This window comes from Pantoea sp. K16 (assembly GCF_048452805.1).
Taxonomy (GTDB): Bacteria; Pseudomonadota; Gammaproteobacteria; order Enterobacterales; family Enterobacteriaceae; genus Pantoea; species Pantoea agglomerans.
The window spans coordinates 216,415-236,853 of sequence record NZ_JBLWNV010000003.1 but is presented as its reverse complement, the minus strand read 5'-3'; the positions used below and the strand labels follow the sequence as shown (position 1 = coordinate 236,853).

Below are 20,439 nucleotides of genomic sequence, written 5' to 3'. Positions count from 1 at the left end.
TGGCTGGCGCAGCACCTGTCGGGAGTCGATGACCAGACACTCACCCCGACAGCCCGACTCATCAGTGATCACCGGATCCGCTGGCAGCGTGTAGGCCATTCCATTTTTCTCCCTGATAAAATGCGCCATCCCGGCAAACATTTGTGACCACTCATCAGGATTTTCTCGGGCAGTACAAAAGTCCGCCATACGCGCCGGAGCTGTCAACTTTTCCTGACAGATCCCTTTCTGCAGGTGCGCGACTTAGCGTATTATTGTCTTATCTGAACCTGATTAAGGCGAACGCAATGCGTCTGGAAGTGTTCTGTCAGGACCGACTCGGTCTGACGCGTGAACTGCTCGATCTGCTGGTGGCACGCAACATTGATTTACGCGGTATCGAAATCACGGCGCTGGGCCGCATCTACCTGAACTTTTCTGCACTGGAGTTTGATGCCTTCAGCAATCTGATGGCTGAAATCCGGCGTACACCGGGCGTAACAGATGTGCGCACGGTAGCGTACATGCCCTCTGAACGCGAGCATCGTGCGCTGAGCGCCCTGCTGGTGGCGATGCCGGATCCGGTTTTCTCCATCGATCTGAAAAGCAAGGTTGAACTGGCTAATCCGGCCGCACAGAACCTGTTTAATCTCGATGAAGAGAAGATGCGCAACTTCAGCGCCGGTAACCTGATTAACGGCTTCAACTTCATGCGCTGGCTGGAGAGCGATCGGGTTGAAGCGCAGGCGCAGCATGTGGTCATTGAGGGCCGCGATTTTCTGATGGAAGCGCGTCCTATTTATCTGCCGGGCGAAGAGGGCCAGATCAACAGGCCAGTGGGGGCGATGGTGATGCTGAAGTCGACAGCCCGCATGGGTCGTCAGTTGCAGAATCTGGTGGTCACCGATGAATCGGAGTTTGACCATATCATTGCTGTCACGCCGAAGATGCGTCAGGTGGTGGATCAGGCGCGGAAACTGGCGATGCTCGATGCGCCTTTACTGATTGTTGGCGACACCGGCACCGGGAAAGATATGCTGGCACGCGCCTGCCATCTGCGCAGTGCCCGCGGCAAGAATCCCTTCCTGGCGTTGAACTGTGCCTCTCTGCCCGATGATGTCGCCGAAAGCGAGCTGTTTGGTCATGCCGCCGGAGCCTATCCGAATGCGCTGGAAGGTAAGAAGGGCTTTTTTGAGCAGGCTAACGGCGGCTCTGTGCTGCTGGATGAGATTGGTGAGATGTCGCCGAGAATGCAGACCAAGCTGCTGCGTTTTCTCAATGATGGCACCTTCCGCCGCGTCGGTGAAGAGCATGAAGTGCATGTCAATGTGCGGGTAATCTGCGCTACGCAGAAAAACCTGATTGAGCTGGTGCAGCGCGGGGAGTTCCGCGAGGATCTCTTTTACCGGCTCAATGTGCTGACGCTGCAACTGCCGCCTCTGCGCGATCGTCCGCAGGATATTCTGCCGCTGACCGAGATGTTTGTTGCCCGCTTTGCGGATGAGCAGGGGATGGCGCGTCCGCGACTCTCGCCGCAACTTAACGCTTTTCTGACTCGCTACGCCTGGCCTGGTAACGTGCGTCAGCTTAAAAATGCGCTTTATCGGGCGTTAACCCAACTGGAAGGTTACGAACTGCGTCCGCAGGATATCGTGTTGCCTGAACAGGCACTGGATGTGTCACTGGGCGATGAGGCGCTGGAAGGGACGCTGGATCAGATCACCAGTCGTTTCGAACGGTCGATTCTGACGCGGCTCTATCTCTCCTATCCCAGCACACGAAAACTGGCAAAACGGCTTGGTGTGTCGCATACGGCGATTGCGAATAAATTGCGGGAGTATGGTCTGGGGCAGAAGCGCACCGAAAGCGAGTAAACGGCAAACAGAAGATGAGAAGCGGATAACCTGGTTATCCGCTTTTTTTATTACTTCAGCGAGGTCAGCGCAGCGTCATAATCAGGCTCAGTGGTGATTTCATCAACCAGCTGGCTGTAGATCACTTTATCGTTCTCATCCAGCACAATTACGGCACGTGCGGTCAGACCTTCCAGCGCACCATCGGCAATTTCCACGCCATAATCATATTTAAACTCTGAGCCGCGCAGGGTCGACAACGTCACCACGTTGTTCAGGTTTTCTGCGCCACAGAAGCGCGACTGGGCAAACGGCAGATCGGCAGAGATGCATAACACCACGGTGTTATTCAGTTCGCTTGCAGCCTGATTGAACTTGCGCACCGATGAAGCACAGACACCGGTATCTACGCTCGGGAAAATGTTCAGAATTTTGCGTTTTCCTGCATACTCAGAGAGCGCGACGTTGACCAGGTTTTTCGCTACCAGCGTGAAAGCTTTGGCTTTATCGCCAGCCTGAGGAAACTGACCAGCAACCGGTACGGCGTTACCCTGAAAATGAACAGTCTGAGACATAGTGATTCCTTTTAATGATAAAAAAGATCTGACACAAAACGGCTAAAGATAGCCGTTGTTTATGACATAAATGTTAAGGGTTTACGAGTTCAATTGTGGAATTTAACGTGGCGGTCTGCCACTGCGTCGCACATTGTGGAGTGGAAATGAGAACGGTAAAAAGTTATCCCGAAGCCTGGCCGTTGCACACGCCGTTTGTCATTGCCCGTGGAACCCGGACTGAAGTCAAAGTGGTGGTGGTTGAAATTGAGGAAGACGGAGTAAAAGGCGTTGGCGAAGCGACGCCTTATGCGCGCTATGGTGAAAGCGAGGCGTCGGTGCTGGCGCAAATCGCCGCGCTGCTGCCCGCGCTGCAACAGGGCATGACGCGCGAGGCGTTACAACAGGCGCTGCCCGCCGGGGCGGCGCGCAACGCCATTGACAGCGCACTATGGGATCTCGCCTCACACCAGCAGCAGAGCAGCCTCTGGCAGCTTAGCGGCGTAACCGCACCTGAGGATGTGGTGACCGCGCAGACCGTCAGCATTGATACTCCCGAGGCGATGGCCAGCAGCGCGCTGGCGCTGTGGCAGCATGGGGCAACACTACTGAAGATTAAGCTGGATAATAATTTCATTACCGAACGGCTGATGGCGATTCGCGCCGCCGTGCCGGACGCGACCCTGATTGTGGATGCCAATGAATCCTGGCACGCTGAAGGTCTGGCGGCGCGCTGTCAGCTGCTGGCGGACATCAATGTGGCGATGCTGGAACAGCCCCTGCCAGCGGGTGAGGATGCGGCGCTGGAGAACTTTATCCATCCATTACCGATCTGCGCCGATGAGAGCTGTCACACCCGCGAAAGTCTGGCGGCACTGCGAGGTCGTTATGAGATGGTCAACATTAAGCTGGATAAAGCGGGCGGGCTGACCGAGGCGCTGGCGCTGGCCAATGCGGCTCTGCAGCAGGGTTTTGCGGTAATGCTCGGCTGCATGCTCTGCACCTCGCGGGCGATACGCGCCGCACTGCCGCTGGTGCCGCAGACCCGCTTTGCCGATCTCGACGGGCCGACCTGGCTGGCGGTGGATGCAGAACCGGCGATTAAAGTGCGCAACGGTCAGCTGATCATTGCTGCCAGCGCAGCAGATTAACCATCATCTCCAGGTAGGTTTCAGTGGCTTCATCCACTGAAATCACCGGCATTTCAGCGGTCACGCAGGGCAGGCTGAGATCTTTACACCAGCTGCCGAATGAGCCTGGTGTGTCATAACCAACGCTGCTGACCCGCGGAAGGCCGGTGTGGCTGGCCAGCCAACCACCAATCTCTGCCTGATGCGGGTCGTCAATACAGCCCAGCGGTTCATGCCATGAGACGATCCAGCGTGGTTTCAGCTGATGAATCAGCGCGCAGAGCGCCTGGGTTTCCGGTTCAGAAGCCGGATGAGCCCCGGTCGAGAGCGCCACATCACGCTCATCGGCAGCGCTGTTCCAGCGATACACCGTCTCGCCTGACTGCCAGTTCGCCGCCGGAAAGTTGCGGTTGAGATCGACGCCGTTAGCGTTCGCGCGCAGTCCGAGCTGACAGCCATCAGGATTGACCGCTAACACCACGTGGTGCCGACGCATTCCATCAGGCAGCGTCCGTAATGCGGCGGAGAGGGTGGCGATGGCCGCATTCTCATCACCGTGAGTGCCTGCCAGAATCAACCCGCTCTCGGGATCGCCCAGCGGCGCCGGAAACCAGAGCAGCGGCGCACCCAGCACTGAGCGGCCATACTGCTGATAGGGGACGTCCAGTTTGCCGCGCAGGGGACGTGGATGGAGTGGCGACATAGTTATTTCCTCAAAGGGTTTTACTAAAAGTAGCGGAAAAGCCGTGCGCGGAAAATAGCTATTTATCTGTCAGCCATTTGCGCTAAAGTGCCCTGCACAAGTTGCATCGGCAACAGACTGATGCAGCGCTTCTTTGGGGTAAAGGAGTGATAATGGTCAAGACCTTTCGCATGACGCTGGCAGCAATCAGCCTGAGCAGCATCATCACACCCGCCATCGCGGCGAATCCACCCGCTGGCGCACAGCTGGCTGAACAGCAGCAGATCGTTCGCCATATTAAAGATGAACCCGCTTCGCTCGATCCGCTTAAAGCGGTAGGCCTGCCTGAAATTCAGGTGATACGCGATCTGTTTGAAGGACTGACCAATCAGGATGCGCAGGGCAAAATCGTGCCGGGCGTGGCGCAGAGCTGGAGCAGCAGTGATAACAAAACCTGGATCTTTACGCTGCGTAATAACGCGCGCTGGTCGAACGGTGATCCGGTCACGGCTCAGGATTTTGTCTACAGCTGGCAGCGCCTGGTCGATCCGAAAAACAGTTCAGCCTTTGCCTGGTTCGCGGGCTTAAGCGGTATTCAAAATGCGGCAGCGATAACCAAAGGCGAAATGACGCCCGACAAGCTGGGTGTGGTCGCACAGAGTAAAAACCAGCTGAAGGTGACGCTGGATCGTCCGGTGCCGTGGTTTCCGGCGCTACTGGCTAACGTGGCGCTTTTCCCGGTGCCGCAGAAAATTATTGCGCAACAGGGTGACAGCTGGACGTCACCCGGCAAACTGGTGGGCAACGGGGCCTATCAGCTCAGCGAACGCGTAGTGAACGAAAAAATCGTACTGACACGTAATCCTCACTACTGGGATGATGCCCATTCGGTGCTGACGAAAGTGACTTTTGTGCCGATTAATGAAGAGTCGAGCGCCACTAAACGTTATCGATCCAACGATATTGATATCACCGAATCCTTCCCGAAAAACATGTATGCGCTACTGAAGAAAACTCTGCCCGGAGAGGTCTACACACCTGACCAGTTAGGCACCTATTACTACGCGTTTAACACGCAGAAAGGGCCGACGGCCGATGTGCGGGTTCGCAAAGCGCTCTCCTGGTCTATCGACCGGAAAGTGATTGCTGAAAAAGTGCTGGGAACCGGTGAGAAACCGGCGTGGCACTTTACGCCAGATGTGACAGCAGGCTTTAAGCCACTGCCCACGTTCATGCAACAGCACGATCAGAACAGCCTGAATGCACAGGCCAAATCGCTGCTCGCTGCTGCCGGTTACGGTCCCGGCAAGCCGCTGAAACTCAAACTGCTCTACAACACCTCTGAGAGCCACCAGAAGATTGCGATTGCTGTGGCCTCAATGTGGAAAAAGAACCTCGGTGTGGATGTCACGCTGGAGAACCAGGAGTGGAAAACCTATATCGACAGCCGTAACAGCGGAAACTTCGATGTGATCCGCGCCTCGTGGGTCGGTGACTACAATGAACCCTCCACTTTCCTGAATCTGCTGACGTCGGGCAACAGCAGCAACATCGCGCGCTTTAACAACGCGGATTATGATGCGGTTATCGCCAAAGCCAGCCGGGAGAGCAGCGATCAGGTACGTAACAGCGATTACAACCGTGCCGAGCAGATCCTGGCTGAGCAGGCTCCGATCTCCCCCATCTATCAGTACACCAATGGCCGCCTGATTAAACCCTGGGTCAAAGGCTATCCCATCACTAACCCTGAAGATGTCGCCTACAGTCGCGAACTGTGGATTGAAAAGCACTGAGTGCAGGTGGCCGGTCAACCGGCCACCCTCTGACATCTTTCTACACAGCCCGGAGATTGCAACTCAACACCGTCACGCTAGACTGTATCGTATTGATTTTAGTAGTGAGGCGACGGTGTGGACGTAATTGAAGGAAAAGCATTACAGGTTTCAGATGCCATAATTTCCTGCCAGCTGGATGGCAAGGGCGGGATGATCCCGATTGCTGAAGATGAAGTCATCCAGTGTGAGCAGCCCTGCTGGCTCCATCTGAACTATACCCACCGTAAGAGCGCGGAATGGCTGCAGTCGACGACACAAATCCCTGATGCCGTGCGAGACGCTTTAGCGGGCGACAGTATGCGTCCACGCGTCAGCCGGCTGGGCGACGGCTTTATGATCGTGCTGCGCAGCGTCAACCACAACAGCGATGCGCGTCGCGACCAGCTGGTGGTGATGCGGGTATTTATCAACGATAAGCTCATCGTCTCGACCCGGCGGCGTAAAGTTTCTGCCGTCGATGAAGTCCTCACGGATTTGCAGAATGGTAACGGCCCGATTGACTGCGGCAGCTGGCTGGTCGATATCTGTGATGCCCTGACCGATCACACCAGCGAGTTTATCGAAGATTTACATGACAAAATCATTGAGCTGGAAGATGCGCTGCTTGACCAGCGGATGCCGGCACGAGGTGAACTCGGCCTGCTGCGCAAACAGCTGATTGTGATGCGGCGGTATATGGCACCGCAGCGGGATGTCTATGCGCGGCTGGCCAGTGAAAAACTGGCCTGGATGGATGACACCGAACGCCGCCGGATGCAGGAAATCGCCGATCGGCTGGGACGCGGGCTGGATGATCTGGATGCGGGCGTGGCGCGTACCGCGATTCTGGCTGATGAAGTTGCTTCTGCGATGGCGGAGTCGATGAACCGACGTACCTACACCATGTCACTGATGGCGATGATTTTTCTGCCAGCCACCTTCCTGACCGGCCTGTTTGGCGTCAACCTGGGCGGTATTCCAGGCGGCGAATGGCGATACGGTTTCTCTATCTTCTGTCTGCTGCTGGTGGCACTGGCCGTCGGGGTAGCGGGGTACCTGCGCAAGCGGCGCTGGCTCTAGCGTTATGCGTAGCGTATCGGTTATCTGCGCTGAAAATCCCGTAAAGGACGCAAAAGCTGATCGACATCAAGAACCCATTGTCGCTGCTGACGCAAACTCTCTCCCGCAGGTGAATGCAACGTCAAGCGATGGGCGTTGCGCTCCATATTGTCTTACTTCCTAATTTAGAATTAATGCATAGCACATTTAATTCGAAACATGCCGGCCCGTGTGCCGGCTTTTTTTTTGCCCGCCTGGCTGTAACGCCGTTCCTTACCTAAGCTTAAAGTCCATTCGCAACAAAAGGAGTACGGCATGAGCGCGATTCTTAACAGCGAGCCGATCCCCACGGATCCGATCCCGATTCCTGAGCCTATTCCTCAGCCACAACCCCAGCCTGATCCGCCGACAGATCCGGAATTTCCGCCGATAATGGATCCACCACCGCATCGCAACATATAAAAAAAGGGCGTGCTGCCAGCAGCACGCCCTTAACCTTTCCAGCACTTATTTAATCTGAATCACATCCAGACGCGCGCTGGTATCCGGGGCATCCTCTTCATCAGCCCGCCAGCCAACAGGCTGCAGCGGCAGAGATTCCCGGTCAAAGGCGAGATCCCCGCCGTCAACCACCGCATCGCCATGCTTAATGCCTTTAAAATCGAACAGGTTGATATCCGCCATATGTGACGGCACCACATTCTGCATCGCGCTGAACATGGTTTCGATACGGCCAGGATAGCGCTTATCCCAGTCTCGCAGCATATCGGCTACCACCTGACGCTGCAGGTTCGGCTGAGAACCGCAGAGGTTACACGGAATAATCGGGAACTGACGCGCTTCTGAGAAGCGGATGATATCTTTCTCGCGGCAGTAAGCCAGCGGACGGATCACAATCTGCTTGCCATCGTCGCTCATCAGCTTTGGCGGCATGCCTTTCATTTTTCCGCCGTAAAACATGTTCAGGAACAGCGTCTGCAGAATGTCATCGCGATGGTGGCCCAGCGCAATTTTAGTACAGCCCAGCTCAGTTGCGACGCGATAGAGAATGCCACGGCGCAGGCGCGAGCAGAGTGAACAGGTGGTTTTGCCTTCCGGGATCTTATCTTTGACGATGGAGTAGGTATCTTCTTCGATAATCCGATACTCAACGCCCTGCGACTCAAGATATTCCGGCAGGATATGCTCAGGGAAGCCCGGCTGTTTCTGGTCGAGGTTAACGGCAATCAGGCTGAAGTTGACCGGCGCACTTTTTTGCAGACTGCGCAAAATTTCCAGCATGGTGTAGCTGTCTTTGCCGCCCGACAGGCAGACCATGATGCGGTCGCCTTCTTCAATCATATTAAAATCTGCAATGGCTTCACCGACGTTACGACGCAGACGTTTTTGCAGTTTATTGAGGTTGTACTGTTCTTTCTTGTCAACCGTTTGATTATCTTGCATTTTTACCTATCTCAAAATCCAGAAAGCGTAGCTAAAGGGCAAATTGCCGTGCGCGTTCAGCCAGACACTTCACTGCGGTGTCACGAATATGCAGCGTATGGTACGGATTGTTGCCGCGAATGCCAGTACTGGAGTGAAGTAATCAGCGGATAGCCGCCCGGGGAATCCGGCAGAGACTACCCGTTAAGGGAGCAGCGACATAAATCGATGCGGCGGTACTCAGTGAAAAATGAGGGCATGCCTTACCAGGTCATTACCCAAAAATTGCGGGCTGATGTGTCACGGATAGCGTTCAACTATGCGATGTCAGCTGGCTGGCACCTCTTTCCACTGGCAATCGATTTCATCATTGTGCGCAGAACAGGATGGCAGTGATGCCTGGTAAGCATCAGCCCGCGCATTCTCTTTTTTTGCCGCACAACCCGCAGTCATAAAAATGATTGAGATAATTAACAGATATTTCATCAGAGCGACCCGTTAACAAAAAAAAGAGCATGCACCGCTATTAATCAATCATGCATAAACGGAGTCCTGTTTATGCTTATCTGATTTTAAATTTCCCTTCGAATTGTTGCTATAAATTCGCAGGGAGTTAAATATCCTGATGCACTGTTAATTTCATTAACGCCTGAATCTGAAAAACGCTGCTGTTGAATATGCGTTGACACTGCCGGGTTATAATTGGGAATACGTAAGATGCACAGGCATCAGTGTTTTTTTGTATCCCATTAAATCTGAATCGATTTTACTGGCACATATCGCCACGTCCAAAACTGTTGCTTTTCAAAGCAGACGGGTGAAATTAAAGCCATTAAAGTGAATGTGAAAGTTAAAAAGGGCGGCTTTAATTTTTACACTCATAACTGTTTTTCCTGAGAGACTTGCTGTGACTTCATCGTTCCGCACATCATGATGGTAATGCGGGCAGCGTAACAAATCGTTAAATTGCTGGCTATATATGTGAATAAGGACGGAGCAAACTTTAAATTCGATGAGACATCCGGTAAACACTCACGATATAAAAATTATGGTGTCCGATTTATATTGACGCTGATACTCTTTTTACTCTGCTATGTTGCAGTCATGTATTGCGGCGTTTTGTTGCTGGTAAACCGACACGGATTACTGCATTTCCTGCTGCACTGAATTTATTATTGCTAGCCACAGGCTTTAAAAATCCAGCGATAAGCATGATGTAAAAAATGTCTGAGCATTTCCAGCAAACTTTCAGCGCCTTCCCCCACCAGACACTGTCCGGTCTCAAGCGCATTATTTACGGAATTACGATGATCCAGGATCATCATGATGGCCATAGCGCCCGCAATCAGCGTAAAGATAAGCATGCTTAGTACTGGCCAGCTACTTTTACGTACAGAAGCGGACAGGGTTTCGTCACGATGGTCAGAGTTCTGGCGCATTTTTCACCGGATAAATGGTTACCTTAATAAACAATCACGGATTATGACATTAATTCCCGGCGGGCTCTATATCTCAGGTCAGGCTGCATGATTCTGATAATAGATGAATCTGATGGAGAGGGCAGAAGGCAGTGCGTACCGATAACTCCCTTCTGCAACGTCCTGGCGCTGAACGGCCTGTGTTCAGCAGGAATGATCTTTATGGAAAGGAATTTACATCATCTCCAGCGACTGAACTCCTTTGATCTCAATGACCTTATCATAGAGGTGAGCATCGTTTGATTTGCGGGACAGCGTCACCTGAACGCTGAGCTCACACAGACCACTCTCCTCATCCCGGTTAATCACCGTCACATTGCCGTAGCGAATGCCTTCCCGCTGCATGACCAGCAGCACCAGCGGCACACTTTTGGGCTTAAGAAAAACCAGCAGCGTATGATGTTTACCGATGAGAAAATGGCTCAGGCGGCGGAAGACTTCCAGCACCACCAGCGCCAGCACTGTGCCATAAATGCCTATCTCATACATGCCGCTACCAATCACCAGACCAATCGCCGCAGTCACCCATAATCCCGCCGCCGTGGTTAAGCCTTTCACCACCTGCTTCTGAATCATAATGGTGCCTGCGCCAAGGAAACCCATGCCGCTGACTACCTGGGCAGCAATACGGCTGGGATCCAGTGCCACATGGTCACTATTGAGCATATCGGCGAAGCCATATTTCGATACCAGCATAAACATCGCACTGCCGATACCGACCAGAATATGGGTACGCAGTCCCGCTTCTTTGGCCCGCATCTGGCGCTCCATGCCGATCAGGCCGCCGAGAATACCGGCCAGCGCTATGCGAATTAACATATCCATTAACATGGCTTTACTCCGAATTAATAAGGGCCGAAAAAGGGTGACAGTTCAGCGATAACAGGTAAACAAGATAATTCTGCTTGCAAATGACGCCGGAGAATTTTGTAAAAAGCTGTTTCACCTCTCGACCCGTTGTGCTGCCTGACATATGCTGAGCCAGCCTTTTCCCCCACTTCCCGGAGTCCGACTGATGAAAGCAGCCACCTTTTTGCTGGCCGGTGCCGCATTATTACTCTCTGCCTGCAGCAGCAACAGTGATGATAACGAGCCACCGCAACAAGCCACCGCCGCCCACATCCAGCCACGGGTGGTGATGTCTTCCCTGGCAGAAAGCACCTGTTCGAATGCGGGCGGAACGCTGGCATTTTCGCATCAGCTGGATGGCTCAAGAGTGGGGATGTGTCAGTTAGTCAATGGACGTCGCTGTGATGAGCAGGCGTTAATTGGCGGGAATTGCGCGCGCTGATGATCAGGCCGGATTGCTCCGGCCCGCACAGTCAGGCAGAGAGTCGGTTCGGGCAGTTTTCACCCCGGTCGAGCTGGCTGAGATTATTCAGTGTCGTTTCAGAAATGGCGGTCAGCGCTTCGGCGGTTAAAAACGCCTGATGGCCGGTGAACAACACGTTATGGCACGCCGACAGACGGCGGAACACATCGTCCTGAATCACATCATTCGACTTATCTTCAAAGAACAGATCGCGTTCATTCTCATAAACATCCATGCCGAGCGCGCCGATTTTCTGCTGTTTCAGCGCGTCAATCGCCGCCTGTGAATCAATCAGGCCACCACGACTGGTGTTGATAACCATCACCCCATCACGCATCTGTTTAAACGCGTCGGCGTTGAGCAGATGATGATTTTCCGGCGTCAGCGGACAGTGCAGCGTAATGACGTGGGATTCAGCAAACAGCGTCTTCAGATCGACATATTCCGCGCCCAGTTCCAGCGCCTGCTCACTCGGGTAGGGATCATACGCCAGCAGCCGCATACCAAAACCTTTCAGAATCCGCATCGTCGCGATCCCGATTTTACCGGTACCGATAACACCCGCGGTTTTGTTATGCATGTTAAAACCGGTCAGGCCGTCGAGCGAAAAGTTTGCGTCACGGGTACGCTGATAAGCGCGATGAATACGGCGATTCAGGGTCATCATCAGGCCGATAGTATGTTCAGCGACCGCTTCCGGTGAGTAGGCCGGCACGCGCACCACTTCCAGACCCAGCTCTTTTGCAGCAGCCAGATCAACATTATTGAAACCGGCACAGCGCAGCGCGATATATTTCACACCCAGCCCGGCCAGCTCTTCCAGCACCGGGCGACTGCCGTCATCGTTTACAAAGATACAGACGGCATCGCAACCCACAGCGGTTTTGGCGGTGCTTTCAGAGAGTAAAAAGTCAAAAAACACCAGTTCAAAGCCGAACTGCTGATTGACCTGCTCAAGGTATTTCTGATCGTAATGTTTGGTGCTGTAAACCGCGATTTTCATCGTTGTGCTCCTGCAGAGGTGATAGAGCAAGGATAACGTTTTCTGACTGACTTTGCTGAAACAGCTGACTTGTGTCCGGCGCAGACCTTCACCTCTGGCAGATTACATGCCATCATCGTTGTCAGGATACTGTAAGGAAAAGGATTATGGCTTTTATGCCACGGATGTTCCGGCGACGGCTGGCCGCCATTCTGGCGCTGATTCTGCTGCTGCTCGGCCTGATCTTGACTGTCACGCAATGGCTGCCGCGGCTGGTCGGCATCTGGCTACCTGAAGATACCCGCATTGAGCTGTCGGGCGCACCGCGCTGGCGGGAGGGTGGCCTGTGGTTGCCACAACTTCGTTATCTCGCAGGGGATTGCTCCCTGGCAACGGTAAAGGCGGTGTCACTGGGCTGGCATCAGTCGCGCTGGAAACTGAATGCGTCAGAGCTGACGCTGGATAGCACCTGCCTGCAAAAATTACCTGCCAGTGATGGCAGCACGGCAGCCCCCAAAACGCTGGCCGAATGGCAGGCAATGCTGCCTGGCGCCGACGTTCATCTGGGCAAATTAATCGTTACGCCGTGGCAGACGTATGCGGGCGCGCTGGATCTGACGCTGGAAAAAGATCGTCAGCAACTCAGTTATCAGGGCGATAATCTGCAGCTGGCGGCAACGCTGACCGGTCAGCAGCTCGCTATCACTCGCCTGACGCTCACCCATCCTGCACTTCCTGAACCTGTCACGCTGAGTGGTCATCTGGCGTTACCCACCTTTGCCACCGATCTGCCGGTGAACGGCGAGGTGACCGGACAGCTGGCGCTGGACGCGCTGCCGCATCCCCTGAAGCTGACGCTTAACTGGCAGCAGCAGCAGGGCGAGCTACGCGTGGCAATGGCCGAAGTGACCAGGCCGCTTCTCAGACTGCCGTGGCAGATCAGCCGCGATCAGATTCGGATTGAAAAGGGCGAATACTTCTGGCCGCTGGAGGCTCAGCCGCTATCAGGGTTTGTTAACCTGACGCTGGATAACTGGCAGTCTGGCCTTGAAAGTAGCCAGATTAGCGGTCGCGTTAACCTGCTGACCCAGGGACGCGGCGGCAAGGGTAACGTGGTGCTCGGCGTTGGTCCCGGCAACCTCAGCCTGACCAACAGCAACCTGCCGTTTCAGCTAACCGGCGAAAGCAAGCTGGCCGACCTGCAACTTTACGGCTCCATTCCGGGCGTGCTCAGCGGCTCGATCCTCGATCCTCAACTGGTGCTGCAACCTAAATCGCTACTGCGCCTGCGGGGCCGGTTGCTGTCAACGCTGGAAGTGGACGAAGCGCGCTGGCCGCTGGCGGGCGTACGACTCTCCTCGCAGGGTATTGATGGCCGCCTGCAGGCCATTCTCAATGCGCACGATGCCAGTTTTGGCCGCTTCCGGTTGCATCTCGATGGCCGCGCCAATGATTTCTGGCCCGATAAGGGCGAATGGAACTGGCGCTACTGGGGAGGTGGCGAGATGCTGCCGCTGCAGGCGCGCTGGGATGTTAAAGGCACGGGCGGCTGGCACGACACCCTGATCCATCTGGATACCTTGTCCACCGGTTTTAATCAGCTGGCGTATGGCAGTGTCAACGTTGCAAAACCGCGTCTGACACTGACTAAACCGGTAAACTGGCAGCGTGATGCGGCGCATCCGGCGTTCAATGGGCATTTCCGCCTGCAGGCAGGAGAGACCCGCTTCAGCTATGGCGGACATCTGGCAGACTCCACGCTCGACTTTGAGGCTAAAGGTCGTGATCCCGGCTATTTTATCTGGCGAGGCAGTTTACAGGCGGGCAAGGTTGGCCCGCTGCGTGTTAACGGCCGCTGGGATGGCGAACGGCTGCGCGGCCAGGCCTGGTGGCCGGCACAGTCGCTGACGGTGTTTCAGCCGTTGCTCAGCCCCGACATGAAAATGCAGATCCAGGGCGGCCGTTTGCAGGCACAGGTCGCTTTTTCCGCCGCAAGTGAACAGGGTTTCCAGGCGGGAGGCCACTGGACGGTAAAACAGGGCAGCATCTGGACGCCTGACAGCCAGGTTAACGGTATCGACTTCTCGCTGCCGTTCAGATTCCATGAGCAGCAATGGCAATTTGGTCAGCATGGCCCGGTATCACTGCGCATTGCCGAGGTTAAGAACCAGTTTGCGATGCAGAATATTCGCGCTGACCTGCAGGGTAACTGGCCGTGGTCCGAACAGGCGCCGCTGACGTTGCAGGATGTCAGCCTTGATCTGCTGGGCGGACAAATTACGCTGCCCGCTTTGCGCATGCCGCAGCATGAGCCAGCCCGGGTGTCGCTGCGCAATATCAGCCTCAGCGAGCTGGTGACGGCGCTGAAACCTAAACAGTTTGCCATGTCGGGCAAGGTCAACGGTGAGCTGCCGCTGTGGCTCAATAATCCACACTGGCTGGTGGAGAAAGGGTGGATTGCCAACAGCGGTCCGCTGACCTTCCGGCTGGATAAAGATATGGCGGATGCGATTACCCGCAATAACGTGGCGACGGGCGCCGCGCTGGACTGGTTACGCTATATGGAAGTCTCCCGCAGCTGGGCCACGATCAATCTGGATAATCTTGGCGACCTCACCATGGAGGCGCAGGTGCAGGGCGTCAGCCAGTTCAGTAACCGTCGTCAGACGGTTAATCTCAACTATCATCATCAGGAAAACCTGTTTCAGCTCTGGCGCAGCCTGCGCTTTGGCGATAATTTGCAATCCTGGTTAGAGCAACATGCGAATTTGCCATCCAACAAGGACACTTCACCATGAGCCTGAGGGCACTACTGGTTCTGGCAGCCGGACTGCTGAGCATCGGCTGCGTGCCGCGCATTGAAGTCACGGCACCTAAAGATCCCATCACCATCAACATGAACGTGAAAATCGAACATGAGATCCACATCAAAGTCGATAAAGACGTGGAAGCGCTATTGAAAAACCAGAGCGGTCTGTTCTGAGGAGAGCAACGATGAAACGCATAAGCGCGGTGCTGTTCCTCGCTCTGACGATGGCGCAGCCTGCCTGGGCACTGACGCTGGATCAGGCGCGGCAATCGGGGCGGGCAGGTGAAACGCTCTCTGGCTATCTGGCGGCACGTGCGCAGGATAGTGAAACGCTGGCACTGGTGCAGCGTATTAATGCCGGACGTCAGCAGGAGTATCAGCGACTGGCAGAACAGAATAATCTCTCCACGGCCGATGTCGCCAGTATTGCCGGACAGAAGCTGGTGAGCCGTGCGGCAGCGGGGGAATATGTGCGCGGCATTAACGGTCAGTGGCTGAGAAAAGCGGCAGAAAGCAGTCAGTAACCGGCGAAAAAAAACCGGGCGCATGGCCCGGTCTTTTACAGCGTCATCCTGAGATGAGTGAGACTTATGCCGTCACGATCTGCTTGATAGCGTCTTTCGCTTCAGCGGTCGCTTTGCTGGCCACTTCCGGACCGTAAGCGATGCCTTCAGCAAACACGAACTCAACGTCAGTGATGCCGATGAAGCCCAGGAACAGCTTAACGTAAGGGGTCAGCAGGTCAGTTGGGGTATCTTTGTGAATGCCGCCACGGCTGGAGATAACGACTGCCGTTTTGCCTTTAACCAGACCTTCCGGGCCTGCTTCGGTGTAGCGGAACGTCACGCCAGCACGGGCAATCAGGTCGAAATAGTTTTTCAGCTGCGTCGGGATGTTGAAGTTGTACATTGGCGCGGCAATCACCACTTCATCATGAGCCTGCAGTTCTGCAATCAGTTCATCCGACAGGTCCAGAGCCTCCTGCTGACGAGGTGACAGCGGGGTATCAGAGGGACGCATTGCACCCACTAACTCGCCATCCAGTACCGGGATCGGGTTAGCCGCCAGGTCACGGACGGTAACCTCTTTACCCTGGGCCTTTGCCTGTTCGATGTAGAAGTCAGCGAGCTGGCTTGATTGTGAGTAGCCTGCAAGAATGCTTGATTTCAGAACTAAAACTTTGCTCATGGTGGTTTCCTGTCTGTTACGCGGAAGACTTTCCGCTCAATGGTTTACACTCTACGGTTATCGATGGCGCGGTGAAAGCGCAATATTTCGAGACCCATGTTCGAATTTATTGAATAAGCGTAACCGGGGCCAGCCGCCGGAACAGTTCAGAATGTGCTATGATGCGCGCAATTATTTTTTATTGAATCAGCTGGTTATCCCGGCTTGCAGGGCGCTGCTTCAGGCAGCGACACCGTCTGAGTAAGGTACGTCACTATTATGTCATCTCCCGATACTTCCCCACTGGCAGCGCTCTGGTCACGCCTCGAGGGTGTAATGCTGCGCGATCGCCAGCGGTTACAGCGCCGTTTACAGGGTGCCAGAAAAGCTAAAAATCCCGAGGCACAGCAGGGCATTGCCAGCGAGCTTGAGCAGGACTTTATCGCTGCCGAGCAGCGCGTGGCCCAGCGCCGTGCGGCCACGCCAGCCATTACCTTCCCGGACAATCTGCCGGTCAGTCAGAAGCAGCAGGATATTGCTGAGGCGATTCGCGATCACCAGGTAGTGATTGTCGCCGGTGAAACCGGCTCGGGTAAAACCACGCAGCTGCCGAAAATCTGTCTGGCGCTGGGGCGTGGTGTGACGGGTCTGATTGGTCATACGCAGCCGCGCCGTCTGGCCGCACGTACCGTGGCGAATCGCATTGCCGATGAGCTCAGCACTTCGCTGGGCGGCTGCGTCGGCTATAAAGTACGGTTTAACGACCAGGTCAGTGACCTGACGCAGATTAAACTGATGACCGACGGGATTCTGCTGGCGGAGATCCAGCAGGATCGTCTGCTGATGCAATATGACACCATCATTATTGATGAAGCGCACGAACGCAGCCTGAATATCGATTTCCTGCTCGGTTATCTGCGAGAGCTGTTGCCGCGTCGCCCCGATCTGAAAGTAATTATCACTTCCGCCACCATCGATCCACAGCGTTTCTCGCGTCATTTCAATAATGCGCCGGTGATTGAAGTCTCAGGCCGGACCTATCCGGTTGAAGTGCGCTATCGGCCGGTGATCGAAGAGGCGGATGACAGCGATCGTGACCAGCTGCAGGCGATTTTTGATGCCGTAGATGAGCTGGGCCGGGAAAGTCGGGGCGATATCCTGATCTTCATGAGTGGTGAGCGTGAAATACGTGATACCGCCGACGCGCTGAACAAACGCGATCTGCCACACACCGAAGTGCTGCCGCTCTATGCACGGCTGTCGAACGCCGAACAGAACCGGGTGTTTCAGTCGCACAGTGGCCGTCGTATCGTGCTGGCGACCAACGTCGCGGAAACCTCACTGACGGTGCCGGGGATTAAATATGTGATCGATCCCGGTACGGCGCGTATCAGTCGTTACAGTTTCCGTACCAAAGTGCAGCGCCTGCCGATTGAACCGATATCACAGGCGTCTGCCAACCAGCGTAAAGGGCGTTGCGGCCGCGTTTCAGACGGTATCTGTATCCGCCTTTACGCGGAAGATGACTTCCTGAGTCGTCCGGCCTTTACCGATCCTGAAATCCTGCGCACTAACCTGGCGTCAGTCATCCTGCAGATGACCTCGCTGGGCCTCGGCGATATCGCCGCCTTCCCGTTTGTGGAAGCGCCCGATAAGCGCAATATCCAGGATGGCGTCCGCCTGCTGGAAGAGCTGGGCGCGCTGACCCTGAACGAAGAGACCGGTCACTACAAGCTTACCGGTTCCGGGCGTCAGCTGGCGCAGCTGCCGGTGGATCCCCGCCTGGCGCGGATGGTGCTGGAAGCGCAGAAATTTGGCTGCGTGCGCGAAGTGATGATTATCACCGCAGGCCTGTCGATTCAGGACCCGCGTGAGCGTCCGGCAGATAAAAAACAGGCGTCCGATGAGAAGCACCGGCGCTTTGCCGACAAAGACTCCGACTTCCTCGCCTATGTGAATCTCTGGAACTACCTGGCGGAGCAGCAGAAAGCGCTGTCCGGGAATGTTTTCCGCCGCCAGTGCAAAAGCGATTTCCTTAACTATCTGCGCGTGCGGGAATGGCAGGATATCTACACCCAGCTGCGGCAGGTGGTGCGTGAACTTGGCATTCCGGTTAACAGTGAACCGGCTGAGCTGCAGCCCGTCCACTGCGCGCTGTTAAGCGGTCTGCTGTCGCATATCGGGCAGAAAGACACCGATAAGCAGGAGTATACCGGCGCGCGCAATACCCGCTTCGCGATCTTCCCTGGCTCCGGGCTGTTTAAAAAGCCGCCGAAGTGGACCATGGTGGCGGAACTGGTCGAGACCAGCCGCCTGTGGGGCCGCACGGCGGGCCGTATTGAACCAGAGTGGATTGAGCCGCTGGCACAGCATCTGATCAAGCGCAGCTACAGTGAACCGCACTGGGAGAAATCGCAGGGCGCGGTGATGGCCACCGAAAAAGTCACGCTCTATGGCCTGCCGATTGTCGCCGCCCGTAAAGTTAACTATGGCAGCATCGATCCCACCCTGAGCCGTGAACTGTTTATTCGTCACGCGCTGGTGGAGGGCGACTGGCAGACCCGACACGCCTTCTTCCGCGCAAACCAGAAGCTGCGCAGCGAAGTGGAAGATCTGGAACACAAATCCCGTCGCCGCGACATTCTGGTTGATGACGAAACGCTGTTTGCTTTTTATGACCAGCGCATTGGCAAAGAGGTGGTCTCGGCGAAGCATTTCGACAGCTGGTGGAAACAGGCCAGTCGCGAAAACGCAGAACTGCTGAATTTCGACAAGCAGATGCTGATCAAAGAGGGCGCGGATAAAGTCAGTCAGCTCGACTACCCCAACTTCTGGCATCAGGGCAACCTCAAACTTAAGCTGAGTTATCAGTTTGAGCCTGGCGCAGATGCGGATGGCGTGACGGTACATATTCCGCTGCCGCTGCTGAACCAGGTAGAGGATAGCGGTTTTGAGTGGCAGATCCCCGGTGTACGCCGTGAACTGATCATCGCACTGATTAAGTCGCTGCCTAAGCCGCTGCGCCGTAACCTGGTGCCTGCGCCCAACTACGCCGAGGCGTTCTTAGGAAGGGTGAAAGCGATGGAGATGCCGCTGCCTGATGCGCTGGCGCGGGAATTTCGCCGCATGACCGGCGTCACGCTGGAGCGGGAAAGCTGGCAGTGGGAACAGGTGCCCGATCATCTGAAAATGACGTTCCGGGTAGTCGACGAGCACAACCGTAAACTGCTGGAAGGCAAAGATCTCACTGCGCTTAAGGCACAGCTGAAAGACAAAGTGCAGGAAACGCTGTCGAAAGTGGCGGATGACGGGCTGGAGCAGAGCGGGCTGCATATCTGGAGTTTTGGCGATCTGCCACGCAGTTATGAACAGAAGCGCGGCAGCTACCAGGTTAAAGCCTGGCCTGCGCTGGTCGACGAGAAAGAGAGCGTCGCCATTCGTCTGTTTGACAGCGAGCAGGAGCAGCAAAAAATGATGTGGCGCGGTCAGCGTCGCCTGCTGCTGCTGAATGTGCCGTCACCGGTTAAATATCTGCACGAGAAGCTGCCGAACAAAGCCAAGCTCGGACTCTACTTTAACCCTTATGGCAAAGTGCTGGAGCTGATTGACGACTGCATCGCCTGTGGCATCGACAAGCTGATGGGGGAAGCGGGCGGTCCGGCCTGGGATCAAACCTCTTTTGAGCAGTTGCGTGACAAGGTGCGCGGCGAACTCAATGAAACCGTAGTGACCATCGCGAAGCAGGTCGAGCAGATCCTGACGGCTGTCTTCAACATCAATAAGCGTCTGAAGGGCCGGGTCGATATGACCATGGCGCTGGCGTTATCTGACATCAAAGCGCAGTTAAGTGGCCTGGTTTATCGCGGCTTTGTCACCGGCAACGGCTGGCAGCGACTGGCCGATACGCTGCGTTATCTGCATGGGATTGAGCGCCGACTGGAAAAACTGCCTGCCGATCCGCACAGCGATCGTGCGCGGATGTTAAAAGTGCAGGCAGTGGAGCAGGCTTATCAGGCGTGGCGCAACAAGTTGCCGCCGCAGCGTCAGGATGATGAAGAGGTGCAAAATATCCGCTGGATGATCGAAGAGCTGCGAATCAGTTACTTTGCTCAGCAGCTGGGTACGCCTTATCCCATCTCAGATAAGCGTATTCTGCAGATGATGGAGCAGATAGCGGGTTAAACGCCGGGATGCGCGC

17 protein-coding genes are annotated in these 20,439 nt (G+C 55.2%); 9 read left to right on the top strand and 8 right to left on the bottom strand.

The window, feature by feature from the left end:
- Positions 1-287: 287 nt before the first annotated feature.
- The gene (tyrR, locus tag ACK13D_RS05545; RefSeq protein ID WP_010244616.1) at positions 288-1,853 is read left to right on the top strand and encodes a transcriptional regulator TyrR; all 1,566 of its coding nucleotides are present in this window, start codon (positions 288-290) and stop codon (positions 1,851-1,853) included.
- Between the two features lie 50 nt (positions 1,854-1,903).
- Here tyrR and tpx read toward each other — a convergent pair whose 3' ends face one another.
- Positions 1,904-2,407: a thiol peroxidase gene (tpx, locus tag ACK13D_RS05540; RefSeq protein WP_052271823.1), complete on the bottom strand. Its 504-nt coding sequence runs from the start codon at positions 2,405-2,407 to the stop codon at positions 1,904-1,906.
- Between the two features lie 146 nt (positions 2,408-2,553).
- Between tpx and ycjG the strand changes: the two genes are divergently transcribed.
- Complete coding sequence (gene ycjG, locus ACK13D_RS05535; protein ID WP_064691347.1) at positions 2,554-3,537, top strand: L-Ala-D/L-Glu epimerase; 984 nt, start codon at positions 2,554-2,556, stop codon at positions 3,535-3,537.
- Here the strand turns inward: ycjG and mpaA are convergent.
- Positions 3,512-4,219 carry a murein tripeptide amidase MpaA gene (gene mpaA, locus ACK13D_RS05530; RefSeq protein WP_010670220.1) on the bottom strand — a complete coding sequence of 236 codons (708 nt, stop codon included), beginning with the start codon at positions 4,217-4,219 and terminating at the stop codon, positions 3,512-3,514. The two genes, ycjG and mpaA, sit on opposite strands and share 26 nt — an antisense overlap.
- A 152-nt stretch (positions 4,220-4,371) precedes the next feature.
- Between mpaA and ACK13D_RS05525 the strand changes: the two genes are divergently transcribed.
- The gene (locus ACK13D_RS05525) at positions 4,372-5,991 is read left to right on the top strand and encodes a peptide ABC transporter substrate-binding protein (protein ID WP_323170170.1); all 1,620 of its coding nucleotides are present in this window, start codon (positions 4,372-4,374) and stop codon (positions 5,989-5,991) included.
- Positions 5,992-6,108: 117 nt separating this feature from the next.
- Complete coding sequence (gene zntB, locus ACK13D_RS05520; RefSeq protein ID WP_010244630.1) at positions 6,109-7,092, top strand: zinc transporter ZntB; 984 nt, start codon at positions 6,109-6,111, stop codon at positions 7,090-7,092.
- Positions 7,093-7,578: 486 nt separating this feature from the next.
- Here zntB and ttcA read toward each other — a convergent pair whose 3' ends face one another.
- From ttcA to ACK13D_RS05500, 4 genes are all read right to left on the bottom strand, one after another.
- Positions 7,579-8,514, bottom strand: coding sequence for a tRNA 2-thiocytidine(32) synthetase TtcA (ttcA, locus tag ACK13D_RS05515; protein WP_039386354.1), 936 nt, complete (start codon positions 8,512-8,514; stop codon positions 7,579-7,581).
- Between the two features lie 306 nt (positions 8,515-8,820).
- Complete coding sequence (locus tag ACK13D_RS05510) at positions 8,821-8,979, bottom strand: hypothetical protein (RefSeq protein ID WP_182504707.1); 159 nt, start codon at positions 8,977-8,979, stop codon at positions 8,821-8,823.
- 692 nt (positions 8,980-9,671) lie between these two features.
- The gene (locus ACK13D_RS05505; RefSeq protein WP_022625602.1) at positions 9,672-9,932 is read right to left on the bottom strand and encodes a hypothetical protein; all 261 of its coding nucleotides are present in this window, start codon (positions 9,930-9,932) and stop codon (positions 9,672-9,674) included.
- A 213-nt stretch (positions 9,933-10,145) separates the two neighbouring features.
- The gene (locus ACK13D_RS05500) at positions 10,146-10,802 is read right to left on the bottom strand and encodes an MgtC/SapB family protein (protein ID WP_250327530.1); all 657 of its coding nucleotides are present in this window, start codon (positions 10,800-10,802) and stop codon (positions 10,146-10,148) included.
- A gap of 184 nt (positions 10,803-10,986) precedes the next feature.
- Between ACK13D_RS05500 and ACK13D_RS05495 the strand changes: the two genes are divergently transcribed.
- Positions 10,987-11,262: a putative hemolysin gene (locus ACK13D_RS05495; RefSeq protein ID WP_003853763.1), complete on the top strand. Its 276-nt coding sequence runs from the start codon at positions 10,987-10,989 to the stop codon at positions 11,260-11,262.
- 31 nt (positions 11,263-11,293) lie between these two features.
- On the opposite strand, the gene ACK13D_RS05490 is transcribed toward ACK13D_RS05495, so the two are convergent.
- Entirely contained in the window at positions 11,294-12,286 is a 993-nt protein-coding gene (locus ACK13D_RS05490; RefSeq protein WP_010244644.1) for a 2-hydroxyacid dehydrogenase, read from the bottom strand.
- Positions 12,287-12,432: 146 nt separating this feature from the next.
- Between ACK13D_RS05490 and ACK13D_RS05485 the strand changes: the two genes are divergently transcribed.
- Genes ACK13D_RS05485 through ACK13D_RS05475 form a run of 3 tightly spaced genes read left to right on the top strand, consistent with a single transcriptional unit; the run spans position 12,433 to position 15,598 of the window.
- Positions 12,433-15,063: a YdbH family protein gene (locus ACK13D_RS05485; protein WP_310735844.1), complete on the top strand. Its 2,631-nt coding sequence runs from the start codon at positions 12,433-12,435 to the stop codon at positions 15,061-15,063.
- Entirely contained in the window at positions 15,060-15,248 is a 189-nt protein-coding gene (locus ACK13D_RS05480) for a YnbE family lipoprotein (protein WP_009090058.1), read from the top strand. Before ACK13D_RS05485 ends, ACK13D_RS05480 begins: the two co-directional genes overlap by 4 nt.
- An 11-nt stretch (positions 15,249-15,259) precedes the next feature.
- Positions 15,260-15,598 carry a YdbL family protein gene (locus tag ACK13D_RS05475; protein WP_033779117.1) on the top strand — a complete coding sequence of 113 codons (339 nt, stop codon included), beginning with the start codon at positions 15,260-15,262 and terminating at the stop codon, positions 15,596-15,598.
- 64 nt (positions 15,599-15,662) lie between these two features.
- Here ACK13D_RS05475 and azoR read toward each other — a convergent pair whose 3' ends face one another.
- A complete protein-coding gene (azoR, locus tag ACK13D_RS05470) occupies positions 15,663-16,262 on the bottom strand; it encodes an FMN-dependent NADH-azoreductase (RefSeq protein WP_010244651.1) in 600 nt (199 codons plus the stop codon).
- Between the two features lie 258 nt (positions 16,263-16,520).
- Between azoR and hrpA the strand changes: the two genes are divergently transcribed.
- Complete coding sequence (gene hrpA, locus ACK13D_RS05465; RefSeq protein ID WP_346450179.1) at positions 16,521-20,423, top strand: ATP-dependent RNA helicase HrpA; 3,903 nt, start codon at positions 16,521-16,523, stop codon at positions 20,421-20,423.
- Positions 20,424-20,439: the final 16 nt, after the last annotated feature.